Consider the following 19,145-nt stretch of genomic DNA (forward strand, 5'->3'; position numbering starts at 1 on the left):
ACTTTTGACGTAGTACGTTTTACGTATATGCGGCGATAATTAGAATACCACGTATAACGTACAACGTAATACGTACAACCTAACAAAACATGAGTTTAGAAATTAAAGTTCCGCCGGTAGGCGAATCAATTACAGAAGTAACGTTATCAAGCTGGTTAAAAAAAGACGGCGATACCGTGGCTATGGATGAAGCCATTGCCGAACTGGAATCTGATAAAGCTACTTTTGAGCTTACTGCCGAAAAAGCGGGCGTATTAAAAACCATAGCTAAGGAAGGCGACGTTTTGGCCATTGGTGCTGTTGTTTGCAGCATTGAAGAAGGTGGGGCCGCAGCGCCTGCACCTAAAACAGAAGCTGCACCTGCCGCAAAAGCAGAAGCCGCAACGGTTGCTGCAGCTGCCGACAAAGGAGCTACTTACGCATCGGGCACACCATCGCCTGCTGCTGCTAAAATATTGGCCGAGAAAGGCGTTGAAGCCACTGCTGTAAGCGGCACCGGCGTTAACGGGCGTATCACCAAAGAGGATGCTTTATCAATTGACAAGGTATCAGAAAATCCGCAAACGCGCACTGCTGTTGCCGCCGCATCTGCTCCGGCACCTGCGCCTGCCGCACCGGTAAAAGCCGGCGAAAGAAGCGAGCGCCGCGAAAAAATGTCGCCACTGCGTAAAACAGTTGCCAGGCGTTTGGTAACGGTTAAAAATGAAACAGCGATGCTGACGACTTTTAACGAAGTGGATATGTCGCCAATCATGGAGATCCGCAGTAAATACAAAGATAAATTTAAAGAGAAGCACGGTGTTGGCTTAGGCTTTATGTCGTTCTTTACCAAAGCAGTTACAGAGGCGTTGAAAGACTGGCCGGCAGTAGGCGCACGTATTGAAGGCGAAGAAGTAGTATACAGCAATTTTGCTGATATCTCGATAGCGGTATCAGCACCAAAAGGTTTGGTTGTGCCGGTTATCCGTAACGCGGATGCCATGAGCCTTGCCGAAATTGAAAAAGCCGTTGTTACTTTAGCCGGAAAGGCCCGCGACAACAAATTATCATTGGAAGAAATGACAGGCGGAACATTTACCATCACCAACGGTGGTGTGTTTGGTTCGATGCTGTCAACACCCATAATCAATTCGCCACAGTCGGCTATTTTGGGTATGCACAACATTATTGAGCGCCCGGTAGCCGTAAATGGCCAGGTAGTTATTCGCCCAATGATGTATGTTGCTTTATCATATGATCACCGTATTGTTGATGGCCGCGAGTCGGTAAGCTTCCTGGTAAGGGTTAAACAGTTATTGGAAGATCCTGCAAGATTGTTGTTAGGGGTGTAGCCTCCTCTAAATCTCCGCCGGTAGGGGAGACTTTAAATATTAAAGCCCGGTTTAGCCGGGCTTTTTTTGTAATACTTACATGAGTTAAAAAGCAAGCTTTTATATATCTTAGCAAACCCAACCGGGCATAACCAATTAACCAAAAAATGGAACCAAATAATACAAACAGCCCTTCGGCTAATAATAAAATTGCAGGTACAAAAACTCAAAGCCGAAAAAAGCTATTAATTTTTGCCGTTGCAGGTATAGCTATTGCATTATTTTGCGTTTTTGGTTTAGGCTTGTTTTCCAAACCAAAGGTAATACAGGTAATGAAATCTTACGGTAAAATGAACCATGAGGTTACCTATGATAAAAATAATATAACCGAAGAAGAGGTTGATTACCTGGCGGATGGCCTGACGAAGGCTCATTTTTTTGACGAGGCTGCAACCAAGTTTGTATACATAAAAAAGATCCATAAAACGGTTGAGCTTAGTATATCGGCCAACCCTTTAATTACCGGTAACCCGCCTGCTATGCAGGCATTTGTAGATCTGCGAAAAGAGATGCAAAAGCAATTTCCTAACAATAAAATTGTTATTAACCTGGTAGTTTATAAGTTCGATAACGTTTTGGCGCGGATAGAGTAAGACTTATATAGCCCGCTTCAAAGCAGTTATATACCCAATATGGAATCCATCATGAAAGGGGATAAAACTTACTGCTTCCTGTATACTGCTTAACTCGGCTCCGTAACGGGTTGTCCACGTTGAATAGTTAGGGAAAGGCTTGGTTGCGACATCAATCTCCAGCTGGTCAATGGTCGAAATAAAGAGCCCTTTTATTTTAGCAAGATCGTTTTCATCAAAGAAACGGCCCGGTTTACTATCGGGCCTGAAAGTATCCCAAAACTCATCATCTATTATAGCAGGCAACCCGGCACGTTTATAGCAAACGCCTTGCTGGGCGGCTATCATATGGCCCAGGTTCCATATAATGTTATTGTTAAAGCCGGCCGGTATTTTATTCAGTTGGTCTAATGTTAAGCCTTCAACGCCTTTAAGAATCATTAGGCGGGGCATTTTTATAATTTCAATTGCTTTGGTCATGGTGGTAAAAATATCGGCTAATTTAAGATTATCCGCATAAATACATTATTTATCTACCTTTGCCGTATCGAAATTTATCTTTTAAATGACATTACCGTCCACACAAAATAACACCAAGCCCGATAGCATCATCAGGTATTTTTTATTGTGCTGGACAATTTTAAATGTTATCCAGGCGGGTACCCTTGAGCTGCATGCCGACGAGGCGTACTACTGGATGTACTCGCGCTTTTTAGATTGGGGCTATTTCGACCATCCGCCAATGGTGGCCCTGTTTATCCGTATTGGCGATAGCGTAATGCATAATGAACTGGGGCTGCGGTTAATTACCGTATTAACCAGTACTACTTCTATTTATGTCTTATGGCTCATCCTAAAAAAATACGCGGTAAATGAATGGGCGTTTATGCTGGTAGTATCAGGCACGCTGATATTACATATTTATGGTTTTACCACTACGCCCGATGCGCCCTTGTTTTTCTTCGCGGTGCTGTTTTATTTCTTTTATCAAAAATATATTGTTGAAGATAGCTGGCTGCTCGCACTGATATTGGGTGTAGTTGTCGCTTGCATGCTGTACAGTAAATACCATGCGGTACTGTTGGTGGCCTTTACAGTTGTAAGCAATATCAAATTGTTAAAGCGCCCGTCGTTTTACTTTATTGCGTTAATAGCTGTCGCGCTTTTTACACCGCATATTTTATGGCAGGTTAATCATGATTTTCCATCTATCAATTATCACTTATATGAGCGGGCGGTAAAGATCTACAACCCCGAGAATAGTTATTTATACCTGCCGGGACAACTGTTAATGGCAGGGCCGCTAATAGGCTGGTTCTTGTTCTACGCAGCATTCACTACAAAAATAAAGGATGCTTTTATCAGGTGTTTGATGGTGAATGGCATAGGCACTTTTGGCTTCTTTTTCTTTACAACATTCAGGGGCGAGGCCCAGCCGCACTGGACGCTGATAGCCTTTGCCCCGTTAATTATGCTGGCGCTTATTCGCTTTAATCAATGGGGTAATTTGCCTAAGTGGTTTAACACGGTCGCCATCATCAATATAATTTTAATAGTAAGCTTGCGGTTAGGTATGGTGTTTGAACTGCCCATAGTTACCCGCATAGGCCAGATAAAAAGCTATTACGGTTTTAAAGAGTGGGCAAAAGCTGTACACCAAAAAGCCGGCAATGCTTACATGATATTAGACGATGGCTTTCAAAACCCGGCTAAGTATAATTACTATACCAATAGCTTAAAGGGTTTTTCTTACGATTCGCGGTATTACCGGCGCACACAGTTTGAGATCTGGCCCATAGAAGCGCAAATGCAGCATCAGCGGGTGTATCATTTGATAGACAGCTTAAAGCCAATAGTTACCGATAGCATCAGCACCAAAGCAGGCACCTGGTACAGCTATTGGATAAATGATGTGCGCACCTATCAAAAAATACTGATAGGGGTGCCTTATACCTCGTTAAAATTACTTCCGGGTGAGAAAAAGGCTATTGATTTAACCGTCGCAAATCCATATCCTTACACCGTAAACTTTAGCAATAAGGCTATACAGAACGAAGTATTGCTTGGCGCATGTTTTTTTAAAAGCGGTGGTTTAAAATTTGCCCAACGCAGCGGGAACGATTTTAATGAGATAGTTTTAAAACCCGGCCAAAGCACCCATTACACGTTCCATTTAGTTGCCCCGCCAGAGAAAGGTAAATACGAGCTAATATTCTCTGTACGTACCAGGCCTTTTGAGGGGAGTAAAAACAGCAGGATCATCGATCTTGAAATTGAATAAAAAAATAATTTATGTTAAAAAAGGCATACCTACTCCTCCTTCTTTCTATAATTACAAGCGCCGCGGCATTAGCACAGCAAAGCCTTGATGTTAATTTTAATGGTTTTGGGTTTTTAGATAACCGCGAGTATAAAGCATTTATCCCACGCTCGCATACTTATTCCGGCACGCGTACCGCGCTTGATTTTGGTTTGAACTTAGACAGCCTTAACCACTTTGTAGTAGGCGCTAACGCACTGCATGAATTTGGTGCCAGGCCGTTTTTTGGCAAGGTAGATCCCATTGCTTATTATAAATACCAGGGCACCAACTGGCAGTTTTTTGCAGGCGCTTTTCCGCGCGAAGGTTTATTGAGTGATTATCCGCGTGCTTTATTAAACGATACGCTGCAATATTACCGCCCAAATGTTGAAGGTTTGCTGGCGCGATATCAAAACGAACATTTTACCGAAACCGGCTGGATTGATTGGGTGAGCCGCCAAACGCTTACCCAGCGCGAGCAGTTTTTATTTGGATTCTCAGGAAAGTACAAGCCGCAGCCTTACGGGCCGTTTTATGTATCGCATTACTTTTTGCTGATGCATGATGCCGGGGCAGAGGTGTTGTTACCTAACGACCATATTACCGATAACGGCGGCGGCCAAATAACACTGGGCGTAAACTTAAGCCATAAAACCATGTTAGATTCGCTTACTTTTGAGGCTGGAGGATTGTTCTCGCTGGAGCGCGAACGCGGTGTAGACGGCTTTAAAACGCCTGCAGGCTTTGTGTTTAAAGCTTATTTAAGCTATCATAAAATAGCCCTGTACGAAGAGTTTTATAAAGGGCAGGGCAGCAATATTATTTATGGCGATTCTTACTATTCAAAACCTACTTACAACCGGATAGATATTATTTACACCCCGTTTTTATTCGACAGGGTTAAAGGCCAGTTTGTAGCCAGTTTCCATTTCTCGCCGGGGAATATGAATGATAACCAGGAGGTGTTTAGAATAAGTTATGATTTGGGGCGAAAAGTGTTGAAGCGGTTTTAGCAAGATTTAAAATAAACACGTCACCGCAATGACGGGAATGTTATATTACAAAAAAGGAGACACAAACCGCGTCTCCTTTTTTGTAAGTATTAACAAATAGTTAGCTTCCGCTGATATCGCCGCTGCCTGATGTTGATTTTGAAATGTTATGCGGACTGCCGCCATAATGCACATCGCCCGATCCGGTAACACTTGCTTTTAAGGTGCCGGTAGCATACACAGATGCATCGCCTGATCCACCTACAAATACTACAGTAGTATTGGTAGTCAGATCACGGCCCGAAAAATCACCTGAACCGGTAACAGTTACCTTCGAGTTTTCGGCACGGCCGGATACACGCAGGTCGCCCGAGCCCGTAATACTGCAGCTAACATTTTTAGCGGTAATTTTTCCACTAACATCGCCCGATCCGGTTAACGAAAGATTAAGGTCATTAGCCGCAATGCCGTCTTTAAAGTACACATCGCCCGATCCGGTTAACGATATGCCATTGCAATTTTTAATGGTAACATATACTACCATCTTTTTATTGCCAAAAATATTGTTGAAGCTAAAATGGTCTTTAGTACGGATAACTAAGGCGCCGTTTTTAACCTCGGTTACAATGTTTTTTATGACATCAGCAGGGGCCTCTACTTTAACAGATTCTGTTGTGCCCTGGGTAATATAAACATCAAATGATCCGGCTACATTAACAGCATTGAAGCCGGTTAGGTGACGGTCCTCTGTCTCGAAATGGGTTTTAGCAAATGTATCGCCTGTAACTGTAAGTAACACCGCGGCAACAAAAAATTTGATCAGTTTCATAGTAATTGTTTTTTGGTTTATATGTGAGACGCTATTAGGTTTACAAACGTTACAGTAAAAACTAAATTAATCTACCATCACACCTACATAATAGTTAAACGTATCAACCTCTAAATTATCCTTGTTAATGCCTTCAATGCCAACCGGGGTAAAATATCCCGCTCCCGGTTTAATAAATACATACGAACCGCCTTTAACACGCACTTTTAACGGCATATTAAAGCCCCGGGCGTCGGCTATCCATTTAGCACTTAACTTGCCGTTAATAGTGGTAAACTCCACAATAGGCAGGTTGGCATAATGCAGATATTGGTCAAACACGGTAGCTAAATTTATACCTGCCTGGTCGCTTATATATTTGGTAATATCATCATAAGTAACGGTTTGATGGTAGAAGGTTTTGTTTAATCCGCGTAATATGGCGCGCCATTTTTCATCATCATTAATAACCGTACGGATCATGTTTAAAATCACCGAACCCTTTGGATACATATCGCCCGATCCTTCTTTGTTTACATTGTACGGGCCTACTATCGGCGTTTTGTTAGCAATACCCCTGCGCTGGCCATTTACATAGATTTGCCCGTTAAGTTTGTTTGATGTATTCTCGATAAATAATGATTCAGAGTAATCGGTGAAGCTTTCATGGATCCACATATCGCCCAGATCTTTTGAAGTAATGTTGTTGCCAAACCACTCGTGCCCGCTTTCGTGCACAATGATATAATCCCAGGTTAAACCCAGGCCCGTACCCGAAAGATCAATGCCCGTTGGGTTACCGCGGTTGCCTGCGTAATACCCATTAACGTAATGGTTACCATAAGCAACCCCGCTTTGGTGCTCCATGCCCAGGTGTGGTGTTTCTATCAACTTATAACCATCCTCATACCATGGATATGGGCCAAACCAATGCTCAAAAGCTTTTAACATGCGCGGTACATCGCGGCCAAAATGTTTTTTGGCTTTGGCAACATTATAGCTCAATACCCAAAAATCAGTGGTTAATTTGCCTTTTTCGCCAGCGTAGGTGTCGCCAAAATGCGTGTAATCGCCAATGTTAGCTTCTATGTCGTAATTGTTTATCGGGTTGGCAACAAACCAGTCAAAGCGGGTATAGCCATTCTTCAAATCGGTTACTTTGCGCAGGCGTCCGTTCGATACATCCTTTAATCCGGTAGGGGCACTGATGCTTATCAGCACACTGTCAACCTCATCTGCCTGGTGATCTTTAGTTGGCCACCAAATGCTGGCACCGGCACCCTGGCAGGCAGTTGCCACCCATGGTTTACCTAACGAGTCGGTGGTGTAAACTACGCCGCCGTCCCACGGGGCGCGTTTAGCTATGGTAGGGTTGCCCGAGTAATAAACCGTAAACTCATCCTTACTGCCTTTGGTAATGGTTTTTGGGAAGGTTATAAATACCGCGGCTTCGTCGCGGGTGTAAGGCACTTCTTTGCCTTTATATAATACCTTTTCAACCTGTAAGTTGGCATAAAGGTCAAACTGTAGTTTGGTAAAATCCTGCGTAGCAGTAAATTTAAACAGGTTGCTGCCGCTGATGAATTTTTTGTCGATATCAAACTTAACATCCAAATGGTAGTAGTTAATATCATAACAGGTACGCAATGGCGTTAGCATACCGCGTAAAGTGTCGGCATGGGTAAATTTCTCTTTGTTTGCGCCAAGCTGGGCGTGCGCGTTAAAAGATATGATCCCTAAAAGGATCAGGAGTGATCGGTGTAGTTTCATGAAAAGAGTTAATTTATTCAAATATAATATTCTGGCGATTGAAATTTTTACTTTTTATAATTACTACGTCAACTAATCACCAATTAACTAACCTCTAATCTCTAAAAACCTTAACTTTGCGCCACAAAATACACTACTATGCAATATGATGTTATCGTTATAGGTTCGGGTCCGGGTGGTTATGTAGCCGCCATACGTTGCGCCCAGTTGGGTTTAAAAACAGCTTGTATTGAAAAATACAGCACTTACGGAGGCACTTGCCTTAATGTGGGCTGTATCCCGTCAAAGGCACTGTTAGATTCGTCCGAACATTTTTATAACGCGGGCCATGCCTTTGCAACACACGGTATCAATATCAAAGATATCAAGCTTGATTTTGGCCAGATGATAAAACGCAAAGCCGATGTAGTTGCTAAAAACACCGCGGGCATTAGCTTTTTATTCAAGAAGAACAAGATAGATGGTTACCAGGGCATGGGATCATTTAAAGATAAAAACACCATTATCATTACTAAAGCTGATGGTACGACGCAGGAGATCGCCGGTAAAAACGTGATTATTGCTACCGGCTCAAAACCATCAAGCCTGCCATTTATTAAGATCGATAAAAAACGGATCATTACGTCGACCGAAGCATTAAACCTTACCGAAGTGCCTAAGCACCTCATACTGATTGGTGGCGGTGTTATTGGGTTGGAGTTAGGATCGGTTTACGCGCGTTTGGGTGCCAAGGTATCGGTAATTGAGTTTATGGACGGTATTATCCCAACCATGGATAAAAGCCTGGGTAAAGAGTTGCAGAAGGTACTGCAAAAACAAGGCATGGAGTTTTACCTGGGCCACAAGGTAACCGGTGCTGCTGTAAAAGGTAAAGAAGTTACCGTAACTTTTGATGCCCCTAACGGTGATAAAAAAGAGCTAAAAGGCGATTACTGCCTGGTAGCCGTTGGCCGTATAGCTTATACAGATAGCCTGGGCTTAGATAAAATAGGTATCACCGTTGAAGAACGTGGTCGCAAAATTACGGTTGATGATCACATGCAAACAAGTGTGCCTGGTGTTTACGCCATTGGCGATGTGATTCGCGGAGCGATGCTGGCCCATAAAGCCGAAGACGAAGGTACTTATGTAGCCGAAACCATTGTCGGCCAAAAACCACATATTAACTATAACCTGATACCGGGTGTAGTTTATACCTGGCCCGAAGTTGCCGCGGTTGGTCAGACCGAAGAACAGTTGAAGGAAAAAGGTGTAAAATATAAAACAGGATCGTTCCCGTTTCGTGCAAGCGGCAGGGCAGTAGCCAGCGGCGATCTGGATGGATTTGTAAAAGTACTGGCTGATGCCACCACCGACGAAATATTAGGTGTACACATGATAGGCCCGCGTGCCGCTGATATGATTGCTGAAGCTGTTGTAGCTATGGAATATCGTGCCAGCGCCGAAGATATCAGCCGCATGAGCCACGCGCATCCAACTTATACCGAAGCGATGCGTGAAGCTTGTTTAGCGGCGACGGAGAACAGGCCGATCCACATTTAATTTCGGCCTTCGCGACCGGATGGAGAGCCTTGCTGAATTTATAATTTGGTAAGGCTTTTTCGTTTTATCTTGTTTCACAATCCTTGTTTTATGAAACAAGAACCGACTGTTATGTAGCGTATTGATAGTTAGTGTATTAGGTGAAATTCAAGTGTAATTACACTGACGTAAAAGTTGTTTCATTTTGTTTCATCTTATTTTATTAAGTAGTTCTATTTCAAAGAGTTGAATCAAAATATTTTTTCATCTGTTTCATTTGTTTTACATTTTCGTGAAATGAAACACAGGGCACTCTTCCTTCACACTGCTGTAACTTTCCCGCTATATAACTTGTAATAGCTTGCGCTAATTAGTAATTTACATCCTATTGCAAAAAACTACCAAAACCCTGACAAAATGAAATTGTACCAACCCTTATTTGTTCTGCTATTTATTGCTGCTATCCGCCCCGCCATCGCGCAGCAAATCAAACTCACCGCCGATGTTAAACAGGCACTCACCAAAGTAAACCCCGACCAGATAAAGGCTGACATCGCTTTCCTGGCTGATGATAAATTAAAGGGCCGTTTACCCGGTAGCGAAGGTTTCCAGATGGCTGTTGATTATATGATCGGCCGCTTGAAATCGTTAGGCGTTAAGCCGGCAGGCGAGAACGGTACTTACCTGCAACAGGTAAAACTGCGCCGCACATTTTTAAAAGAACCTTTAATAACTTTCGACAACGGCATACCCGTAAAGTTCGGAACAGATTATAATATCGCCGCAAACCCTGTTGTACCATCGGTAGCTTTTGGTGCACCATTAGCATTTGCAGGTTATGGCATAAGCGAGCCGGCTTTAGGTTATGATGATTATGCGGGTTTGGATGTAAAGGGTAAGATAGTAGTGGTAACCCGCGGCGCTCCTGATAAATTCTCATCATCAGTAGCGGCACATACGGCAAACGCAGGCAGCATCTTAAAAACCGCCGCCGCACATGGCGCCATTGGTGTTATCACGGCCAATGCCGATTCGACTTCGCGTATGACGGTATCGAACCGGGGCACCTACAATGTATTAGATGGTAAAGGTAATGTAGTTGTTTCGCGCACTTACGATGCCAAACTCAGCCTGGTGGCTGTAATGGGCTATCAGTTATTTAATACCCTGTTAAAGCAATCAGGTAAAACCATACCCGATGTATTGGCGCAGTTAAAGGCAGGTACACCAGGTTCTTTCCCGTTAGGTACAGGTATTAAAGTATCTTATAACTCTACATACCAGGATGTAATGGGTTATAATATCGTGGGTAAAATTGAGGGCACTGATGCCAGGTTAAAAAATCAATATGTAGTACACAGCGCCCACCTCGATCACCTGGGTATCAGCACCCCGGTTGATGGCGACTCGATCTACAACGGCGCGCATGATAATGCTTCAGGTTGTGCCAGTTTATTGGGCATTTCTACTATCTACAAAAACTTAAAAGTAAAGCCTAAACGTTCTATACTAACCGTATTTGTAACCGGCGAGGAGCTGGGCGAATTAGGCTCGGGCTATTTTGCAAAACACCCAACCGTACCTGTTGGCAGCATGGTTGCCGATGTGAATACAGATATGCCTACTATTATAGCACCCTTACTATCAGTTACTGCATTAGGTGCCGAGCATTCATCATTAACCAAACAAGTAGGGCAGGCGGCAGATTATTTAGGCTTGGCTGTTGAGGATGACCCCGAACCCAAACAGGCACGTTTTACCCGGAGCGATCAGTATAGCTTTGTGCTGGCGGGCATACCTGCTTTGCACATTAAATATGGCAGCAAAACCGCCGACGGCAAAAACAATATGAACGACCTTGTTGCGCCATGGCGGGCTAAATACTACCATGAACCGCAGGATGATATTAACGGGATATTTGATTTTGAAGCGGGCAAAAAGTATGCGCAACTAAACTTTTTAATAGGATACCTGGTAGCGCAGGACCCTGCAAAACCAACCTGGAACAAAGGCGATATATTTGCCACAAAATAAAAACACAATAATATACCAATAATAGTTATCAGGGAAGGGCTGTTTGTACAACCAAAAATAGAATGCCAACGTATTGTACAAAACAGCCCGCTACCATCCGGGATAGCGGGAGTTGGAAATAAAAATCATATAGAACAATGATCAACCACATTGAGCTGGAGCGGGCGTCATTCCTGACAGATTTGAAATGCCCCGAATGCGGAACCACACACAATTCCGCCGTTGTAAACACGGTATGCGTTAATTGCGCGTCAACGCTATTTGCCCAATATAACCTGCATACCGGCATTAGTAAAGATATCCTGACCGGCCGCCCCGCCACCATGTGGCGCTATAAAGAGTTTTTGCCGGTTATTGATGAGAAACACATCGTAACACTGGGCGAGGGCTTTACACCTATCCTTCCGGTTAAAAATCTTAAAAAGTTTACAGGTGATAATGAAGTTTTTTGGAAGGATGAGTCGGGCAACCCAACCGGGTCATTCAAGGCAAGGGGCATAAGCGCCGCTGTATCAAAAGCAAAAGAGCTGGGAATACAAGTTATAGCCACGCCAACCGCAGGCAACGCAGGGGGCGCATTGGCGGCCTACGCGGCAAGCGCTGGCATACAGGCCATCGTTTACATGCCCAAACAAACTCCGCAGGTTTTTAAAGACGAGTGCCACCTGTACGGCGCCCAACTGGTAGAGATAGACGGCAACATAAGCGATTGCGGCAAACTGGTAAATGAACAGGCTGCGCTAAACAACTGGTTCCAGGTATCTACCCTGAAGGAACCTTATCGCCTGGAAGGCAAAAAAACCATGGGCTATGAAATTGCCGAGCAGTTTAACTGGCAATTGCCCGATGTTATATTTTACCCAACCGGCGGCGGCACGGGCCTGATAGGAATCTGGAAAGCTTTTGACGAGCTGGAGCAATTGGGCTGGATAGATAGCAAGCGCCCACGCATGGTAGCGGTGCAGTCTGCCAGTTGCGACGGTATTGTTAAAGCGTTTCATGCGGGCCAAACGGTATCTGATTTTACCGATGGCGGCTTTACCATAGCCAACGGCTTGCGCGTACCAAAACCTTATGCTGATAAAGTTATCCTTAAAGTTTTGCGCCAAAGCAACGGCAATGCCATTACAATTACCGACGAAGAAATGAGCGCTGCCGTAAAAGAAATTGCCAAAACCGAGGGCCTGCTCTTCGCACCCGAAGGCGCTGCATTATGGCAAGCCTACAAAAAGCTGAAAGCAACCCAATGGGTAAAATCCGGCGAAAAAGTGTTGCTGCTGAATACCGGCAGTGGGTATAAGTATTTGGAGAATATTATTTAGGTTTCGGAGGTCGGATTTTCAATTTCGGAATTGAATAATAAAAGTTGTTTCGAACGAGGTACGAAGAGAAATCTTATATGCCCTGCATCTTAGGATTGCGTTTAAGATTTCTCACTACGTATCGAAATGACAGCTGGTTAAATCAACCCACTCTCTTTCAACATCACCTTCAAAGTAGCCAAATCAGTTTTAAAAGCTTTAATTACATCGGCTTTTGGTATAGTAAACGTAGCCGCCCCACTTTGCGCACCGCCAAGATCATATTCAAAATGTTGCGAGATAGGGCGCTGCAAGCCCAGTTTTTTCAATTGCGCGAAATACTTTTTAAAATCAACCATACCTTGCCCCAACGGTACATCTTTAATTACCCATTTGTTATTCACCTTTTCCCAAAGGAAATCTTTAACGGTTATGGACGCGATATGGTGCTTTAACAGGTCAAGCGTTACGGGCCAGGCCTCGGCTCCATCGACAGTGGCATGACGGATATCAAACTGGCAACCTATCCATTCTGGGTCCAGGTCCTTTAATACCTCCCATAAATCCCAAAGCGGCCCGGCAAAACGGCCGGTATGGTTCTCGTAATCGCCGTGTGTTTTATATTGCTTGTTTAGTGCAGCTAACGCTGTTATGCGTTTTTTTATAATAGCGATGTTAGCCATAGTATCAAGCCTGGCATCATAGCTATACCAGCCCATGCGGTAATTTTTAATGCCTAATTGGGCGGCTGTTTGTAAAACATCGGCGGTATACTTTTCATCAGCATCGCGGATATCGGTAGTGATAGTGTAGATATTTAGTCCGGCCTGTTTAATAGCTTCTACCGCTTTTGGCAGGTCATCTTTTACCCGCTCAGGCTTTACATGGCCGTCGGCACGTACGGTTATGTCAATCCCATCATAACCTATTTCGGCTGCCAGCGCAGCCATGTCTTTATAATTAAGCCATTGCAGGTGTTTGGAAAAAAGGCTGATGCTTACCTTGCCGTCAACCACCGGGCTGTTAGCCGGAGCCAACGATGGTTTAGCAACATTGGCTAAAGCAGATAAGCCAAGCGGCATCCCTGCCAAAGTAATAGCCGTGCTTTTAATGAAGTTTTTGCGCGAAACAGGCATAGTTTGAATAATGGCTCTTAGTAACCGGTTTATTCAAAACTACAAAATTTACTGTTCGATTTATTTGGCAGCTGTTTTAAAATCTATTAAATATTCTTTAAGGTCCTTATAATCCATATCCCTAAATCGTCCCAAAACAAGCTGGTATTGCCGGTTAGGTTGCAGCTCGGTAGTAAATGTAAATGATCTTCCGTCTTCACTAAAACCCACCGCGCTTTTTATTTTCAACAGATTATCTTTTCCTAATGGTCCCAGTTCAAAGTTGCGGTAACGCTTATTCATTACGTTAGAAAATTCAACGGTTATTTGTGTGGTTGCCGGGTTAACATCTGTGGCGTTATTTTTAAATGGTTTTAGGCCGGTAACGGTTGGGCGGCTATCTTCATATTTAGTTTTAAGCGCAGCAACAGGTTCAGCAAAATAGCCAGACTCATCCACAAATTTAGCTAAGGCGGCTTCATCGTTATAATCCAATTCTATCATGTCCTTAATAGCCTGTTGCTTACTTTTGGCTTTATTATAATAATCGGCGCAAATGGCATAGCCTATATAGTAACCAAGGTCGCGGGTGTTGTTAAACTCGTTTTCCAGGCTGTTATACATCCAAATTCCGTAGGTGGTATTAAATAGTTGTTGTGCAAATACCTCGCGTATCCGGTCGTTATGCGCATAACCATAAGCTATTGCCGGGGCGCTTGATGGCTGCCCGGTCGCTTTTACCGCCAGGTATTCAGCTACGCCTTCCAGTACACTTTGGCCTAAAATGGTGTTGGCATCGGTTGTTTTTTCCTGCGTGTGCACATATTCGTGTACATTGGTAAACACCATATTTTTTAAATTCTCGTCTGTAAACGCTATTTCGCTGCCTATCAATACCATATTATCCGTAGTGGTGCCGCCACTCCTGAAAACGCCAACGGTGAAATATATTTTAGCAGGCCTTGCCTGGGGATATAGCTTCTTTAGCTTAACTATGTTGGCTTCGATATCAGAAGCGAATGCTTTAGCTTTATTAGTATTGGCACGTATGGTTAACCAGTACTGCGGGCGACTGGTAATAGCTGCCAGGTATTCTTTGGCAGTATATCGCCGCGCTGCTATCATCGCCTTTTGGCCCGGTGTTGCTTTATCCAGGAATAACTGATTAAGATATTGGTACTGCTGTACAGTATCTTTAGTAGCGACTATTTTATCATACGCCTGCCAAAAGTTATCAATATCGGTAGTGACAAAATCAGGGTTGTTTTGCTGTGCTGACGCGGCAATTATAATACCCAGCCCAAAGATCAGTGTGAATAATAGGTTCTTCATATAGCTACAAGACACTATAAATATTATTTAGTTACAAAAAAGCGTCCCATGGAATACTAGAGGCTTTTCATTTATTCTAAATAAATTCCGAAATTACAACCTTTGTTGGTATTGTCACCAACAATAAACACTGCCAAAGCCGGAGGAAACGCTTTTAAAAATAAAATTGGCTAAGGAGGCACCTCCGGAGCCTTCCACTGTATTTTTATTACTATAAACAGGTTACTCCTCTGGAGTTTTGTAAAAAGTGAGTTCCAGCGGAACTACCTGTTTATAGTAAATTCAAAATCATCTTTAATGGCTCCAGCGGAGCCTCCTATACTTAGAGGTGATTTCCCTGCCAAACCCTCGTCACCACATTTTCAGTTAATGTTTTTAACTATTATGGTGTTCCACCCTGTTCCATAGTGTTCCACCCTGTTCCGGGTGTTCCACTTTCATGAAATGGAACACCCTGCAATAACACCGTGATAATTGTAAATAAATTCCGAAATTCGCCCCCATGCTGCAAATCCAACAAAACGTTTCGCTAAAAAACTTTAACACCTTTGGTGTCGAGGCGAAAGCCAGCTTTTTTGCCGAAATAAACCATCCTGAGGAACTGGTTGAATTGTTTATGGACCCGCAATGGCAGCAAACCCCGCGGCTGGTTATTGGCGGCGGCAGCAACCTGTTATTAATAAATGATTTTGACGGGTTGGTTATCCGCATGAATATCCGCGGGATCGAACATCGCATAAACCATAACGAGGTATTTGTAGAAGCCGGTGCCGGCGAGGTATGGAACGACCTGGTAAACTTTTGCGTACAACGCGATTATGCCGGTTTAGAGAATTTAAGCCTGATACCCGGCTCGGTTGGTGCATCGCCCATACAAAACATTGGCGCCTATGGTGTGGAGCTGAAAGATGTTTTCCATAGCTGCAAGGCATTTGAGATAGCTACCGGCCAGTTTAAAACCTTTACCAAAGCCGATTGTGGGTTTGGCTACCGCGAAAGTGTTTTCAAAAACGAGCTGAAGGGGCAGTATATCATTGTATCCGTAAAATTCGATCTGTCGCTTATTCCCAGTGTAAATTTGCGCTATGGCGCGATAGAGCAGGAGCTGGCTAATCGTGGTATTACCACACCTACTATAAAAGATGTATCAACCGTAGTATCCCATATCCGCGTAGCAAAACTGCCCGATCCGTCAACCATTGGCAATGCAGGCAGCTTTTTCAAGAATCCGGTTATAACTGCTGCCGAATTTGAACCTGTCAAAAATAAATTCCCCGAAGTTGTAAACTATCCGGCGGGTGATGGGTTTATAAAATTAGCGGCCGGCTGGCTCATTGAGCAATGCGGCTGGAAGGGTAAAGTTGTTGGCAATACCGGCACCTGGAAGAACCAGGCACTGGTTTTAGTGAACCATGGCGGCGCTACCGGGCAGGAAGTGTACAACTTTTCGTCGCTTATTATAGACAGTGTGTACACCGAATTTGGCATTTCACTACAACGCGAGGTGAATATAATTAGTTAATTTATCTTCATTTTAGGCAACTCTTTCTATTGTAATCCTAGTGTCATGTGGTTAAAATTATATTGTAAGTAGCTGTAAATAAGCGTGTTTAATCCCTTTTTTATGGGTCGTGGGTGTTGATAAGCGGGTGATTGGTCTTATTAATGGTTTTGTATAGTGGTATAGCGTTTGTCTACATACCAATACAAAACATTAACACTATGACAAAGATTGAGTTTAACACCCTGGTATTACGTCAAGCAAGTTCATTAAGGTCTTACGCCCTGCACTTCACTCATGACGCAGACGATGCTAACGACCTTGTTCAGGATACAATGTTGAAAGCCATAACTTATTACAATAAATTTAAAGAAGGTACCAATTTAAAAGGATGGTTATACACCATCATGAAAAATACCTTCATCAACAATTACCGCCGTTTTGTAAAAATGAGCACCTTTGTTACAAAATCTGACGAGATCTCATCACCTAACCTGGTATTTAGTTCGACTAAAAATCAAGGCGAAGCAAAATTTGTAATGGATGACATCAAAAAAGCTTTAGACAGGCTACCTGCAGATTATTATGTACCGTTCACGATGTATTTCGAGGGCCACAAATATCACGAGATCGCCGATCATTTAACTATCCCAATAGGTACAGTTAAAACCCGTATCCACGTTGCACGCAAGTTGTTAAAAAAGGGTCTTAAAGCTTATGATAACGGTGTTAAAAAACCTATCTACGCAGAAAACTAAGCAATCAACTCAACTCATATAAAGAAAGCCCGTTTCATAAACGGGCTTTCTTGGTTTTAAACTATTGCTGGTAACTGCCAAAAAACTGCACCAGTTTATCCGGATAGTCAGATATCAGGCCATCCACTTTCATATCAGCCAGTGTTTTCATAACCGCTTCATCATTAACCGTCCAGGGGATAACCAGCACATTGTTTTTATGCGCAGCAGCAACCATATCGGCAGTAACAATTTTTTGTTCGGGGCTGATTATGGTTGGGGTAAAGCCTAATTGCTTAATAGCGCCGTCATAATTGCCAAGCGATATTAAATAAGCTGTTTTTACCTGCGGCATTTGCTGGTGCAACACCTGCAGCGTACGCGGGTCGAACGATTGGATGATCACCCTGTCGGTAATATGTTTTTGGTTGATGACTGCCATCAGAGTTTTTACAAACTCGGCAGGTACCGGATTTTCAATACCATCGTCACCTGGCTTGCTTTTGGTTTCGATATTGTAATAAACCGGTTTAAGGTGGTGTGCCTTAACATAGGTTTCTACGCTGTCTATCAGGTCGGTAAGCAGCGGTTTATGAGTTTTAACTTTTTGCTGCTGCGGGAAAGCGGGGTAAGGCTTTGCGCCTTCAATAAACTGCTTAATATCGTCGTACTTCATTTTATAAAGCACGTATTCCTTTTCTTCGGCTTTGGTTAGGTTGGTGCCATCGGGTTTTTGCATAATGGCCGCGGTCATCACCCCATCGTGCGATACCACAACTTTTCCATCACCGGTGATATGCGTGTCCAGTTCCAGCGTCCGTACGCCTGTTTTTACACCATTCAGCATAGCCGGTATGCTGTTTTCAGGCATTAAGCCACGACCGCCACGGTGAGCTTCAGTGTCAAAACTCTGTTGGGCATTGGCCTGTAAAAAGCAACTGCCTGTTAGTAAAAGCGATAAAATGTATTTCATAAAATAATGTTTATTGATGTGCTACCCACTTAACAGCGTTGCGTAATAGGGTTTGGTAAGGAACCAGATCATGCGACCCTTCATCATGCCCCAAAGCAATACAAACGATGCGTGACGTTTCATTTTTAACAACAAAAACCGACGGGAAAACTATATCCGAGCCCGCAACCTGGTTGTTTGCCAATACCGCTATACCCGGACCAAAAACGTCAGCCGAGTAATGATAGCGTTCGTCTTTAACCATAAATTTTACATCAACCCCTTTGGTTACAGGGTGATTAGTGTTTACAATTTCTTCCTCAAAGCTTCCATATTTGTCATGCGACCGCGCGCCGCCGCTTACCAGTTGCTGGTTGTATTTTGGCCAGTCGTCCCAGTTATACCATAATGCCGGGTGCCCCAATATCAAACCTTTACCATCAGCCGCAAAATTAAATATTGCCTGGCGGCCCCTGGTCTTTATTGGCTGATTGGTGGCCAGGTACAATACATCCATGGTAACCAAATAATCGGCTATCGAATCTGTATTGTTGGTATAAGTAACGGTACACAACCCATCACGGCTAAGTGTGGCAGCATCAGCACCGCGGTACCATTTATCAAAATTATGCGAAGTGCCACCACCCACAATTAGCACGCGGATACTTTTTCCATAGCTGTAACCACAGCAAATACAGGCCAGTAAAATGCAGTAAAAACGGATCTTCATTTGAGGCATTGCGGCAGGTTAAAACCGCGCAACTAATATAATGCATCTAACATTAAATACAGATTAACTTTTAAGGGAGAAACCCATCGCTATAAATTGCTATTTTTA

16 protein-coding genes are annotated in these 19,145 nt (G+C 43.5%); 9 read left to right on the top strand and 7 right to left on the bottom strand.

Annotated elements, in window-relative coordinates; genetic code table 11:
* Positions 1-89 precede the first annotated feature (89 nt).
* Both odhB and ABIB50_RS21635 read left to right on the top strand, forming a co-directional pair.
* A complete protein-coding gene (gene odhB, locus ABIB50_RS21630; RefSeq protein ID WP_429383215.1) occupies positions 90-1,331 on the top strand; it encodes a 2-oxoglutarate dehydrogenase complex dihydrolipoyllysine-residue succinyltransferase in 1,242 nt (413 codons plus the stop codon).
* 146 nt (positions 1,332-1,477) lie between these two features.
* Positions 1,478-1,963 (top strand): hypothetical protein, encoded by a 486-nt coding sequence (locus ABIB50_RS21635; RefSeq protein WP_429383217.1) that lies wholly within the window; start codon positions 1,478-1,480, stop codon positions 1,961-1,963.
* A 3-nt stretch (positions 1,964-1,966) separates the two neighbouring features.
* Here the strand turns inward: ABIB50_RS21635 and ABIB50_RS21640 are convergent, their stop codons facing one another.
* Positions 1,967-2,422, bottom strand: coding sequence for a DinB family protein (locus tag ABIB50_RS21640; RefSeq protein WP_429383219.1), 456 nt, complete (start codon positions 2,420-2,422; stop codon positions 1,967-1,969).
* An 85-nt stretch (positions 2,423-2,507) separates the two neighbouring features.
* On the opposite strand from ABIB50_RS21640, the gene ABIB50_RS21645 reads away from it, so the two are divergent.
* Entirely contained in the window at positions 2,508-4,223 is a 1,716-nt protein-coding gene (locus tag ABIB50_RS21645) for a glycosyltransferase family 39 protein (RefSeq protein ID WP_429383221.1), read from the top strand.
* A gap of 11 nt (positions 4,224-4,234) precedes the next feature.
* A complete protein-coding gene (locus ABIB50_RS21650) occupies positions 4,235-5,257 on the top strand; it encodes a hypothetical protein (protein ID WP_429383223.1) in 1,023 nt (340 codons plus the stop codon).
* A gap of 100 nt (positions 5,258-5,357) precedes the next feature.
* Here the strand turns inward: ABIB50_RS21650 and ABIB50_RS21655 are convergent, their stop codons facing one another.
* Complete coding sequence (locus ABIB50_RS21655; protein WP_429383225.1) at positions 5,358-6,065, bottom strand: head GIN domain-containing protein; 708 nt, start codon at positions 6,063-6,065, stop codon at positions 5,358-5,360.
* A 66-nt stretch (positions 6,066-6,131) separates the two neighbouring features.
* On the bottom strand, positions 6,132-7,814 hold the full coding sequence (locus ABIB50_RS21660; protein WP_429383226.1) for a M1 family metallopeptidase: 1,683 nt from the start codon (positions 7,812-7,814) through the stop codon (positions 6,132-6,134).
* 138 nt (positions 7,815-7,952) lie between these two features.
* Here ABIB50_RS21660 and lpdA point away from each other — a divergent pair, with 138 nt between their 5' ends.
* The 3 genes from lpdA to ABIB50_RS21675 all read left to right on the top strand — a co-directional run bounded on the left by lpdA (position 7,953) and on the right by ABIB50_RS21675 (position 12,691).
* Positions 7,953-9,356, top strand: coding sequence for a dihydrolipoyl dehydrogenase (gene lpdA / locus ABIB50_RS21665; protein WP_429383227.1), 1,404 nt, complete (start codon positions 7,953-7,955; stop codon positions 9,354-9,356).
* A 396-nt stretch (positions 9,357-9,752) separates the two neighbouring features.
* Positions 9,753-11,369, top strand: a complete 1,617-nt coding sequence (locus ABIB50_RS21670) for a M28 family peptidase (protein ID WP_429383229.1) — start codon at positions 9,753-9,755, stop codon at positions 11,367-11,369.
* Between the two features lie 137 nt (positions 11,370-11,506).
* A complete protein-coding gene (locus tag ABIB50_RS21675; protein WP_429383231.1) occupies positions 11,507-12,691 on the top strand; it encodes a threonine synthase in 1,185 nt (394 codons plus the stop codon).
* A gap of 137 nt (positions 12,692-12,828) precedes the next feature.
* On the opposite strand, the gene ABIB50_RS21680 is transcribed toward ABIB50_RS21675, so the two are convergent.
* Positions 12,829-13,806, bottom strand: coding sequence for a sugar phosphate isomerase/epimerase family protein (locus ABIB50_RS21680; RefSeq protein ID WP_429383233.1), 978 nt, complete (start codon positions 13,804-13,806; stop codon positions 12,829-12,831).
* 60 nt (positions 13,807-13,866) lie between these two features.
* The gene (locus ABIB50_RS21685; RefSeq protein WP_429383235.1) at positions 13,867-15,117 is read right to left on the bottom strand and encodes a DUF2268 domain-containing putative Zn-dependent protease; all 1,251 of its coding nucleotides are present in this window, start codon (positions 15,115-15,117) and stop codon (positions 13,867-13,869) included.
* A 502-nt stretch (positions 15,118-15,619) separates the two neighbouring features.
* Between ABIB50_RS21685 and murB the strand changes: the two genes are divergently transcribed.
* On the top strand, positions 15,620-16,639 hold the full coding sequence (murB, locus tag ABIB50_RS21690; protein ID WP_429383237.1) for a UDP-N-acetylmuramate dehydrogenase: 1,020 nt from the start codon (positions 15,620-15,622) through the stop codon (positions 16,637-16,639).
* A 200-nt stretch (positions 16,640-16,839) separates the two neighbouring features.
* Positions 16,840-17,376: an RNA polymerase sigma factor gene (locus tag ABIB50_RS21695; RefSeq protein WP_429383239.1), complete on the top strand. Its 537-nt coding sequence runs from the start codon at positions 16,840-16,842 to the stop codon at positions 17,374-17,376.
* Between the two features lie 61 nt (positions 17,377-17,437).
* On the opposite strand, the gene ABIB50_RS21700 is transcribed toward ABIB50_RS21695, so the two are convergent.
* Together ABIB50_RS21700 and ABIB50_RS21705 are read right to left on the bottom strand one after the other, a co-directional pair.
* On the bottom strand, positions 17,438-18,328 hold the full coding sequence (locus ABIB50_RS21700) for a glycerophosphodiester phosphodiesterase family protein (protein ID WP_429383241.1): 891 nt from the start codon (positions 18,326-18,328) through the stop codon (positions 17,438-17,440).
* A gap of 10 nt (positions 18,329-18,338) precedes the next feature.
* Positions 18,339-19,037 carry a ThuA domain-containing protein gene (locus ABIB50_RS21705; RefSeq protein WP_429383242.1) on the bottom strand — a complete coding sequence of 233 codons (699 nt, stop codon included), beginning with the start codon at positions 19,035-19,037 and terminating at the stop codon, positions 18,339-18,341.
* Positions 19,038-19,145 lie beyond the last annotated feature (108 nt).

This window comes from Mucilaginibacter sp. UYCu711 (assembly GCF_050433825.1).
In the GTDB taxonomy this organism is placed as follows: domain Bacteria; phylum Bacteroidota; class Bacteroidia; order Sphingobacteriales; family Sphingobacteriaceae; genus Mucilaginibacter.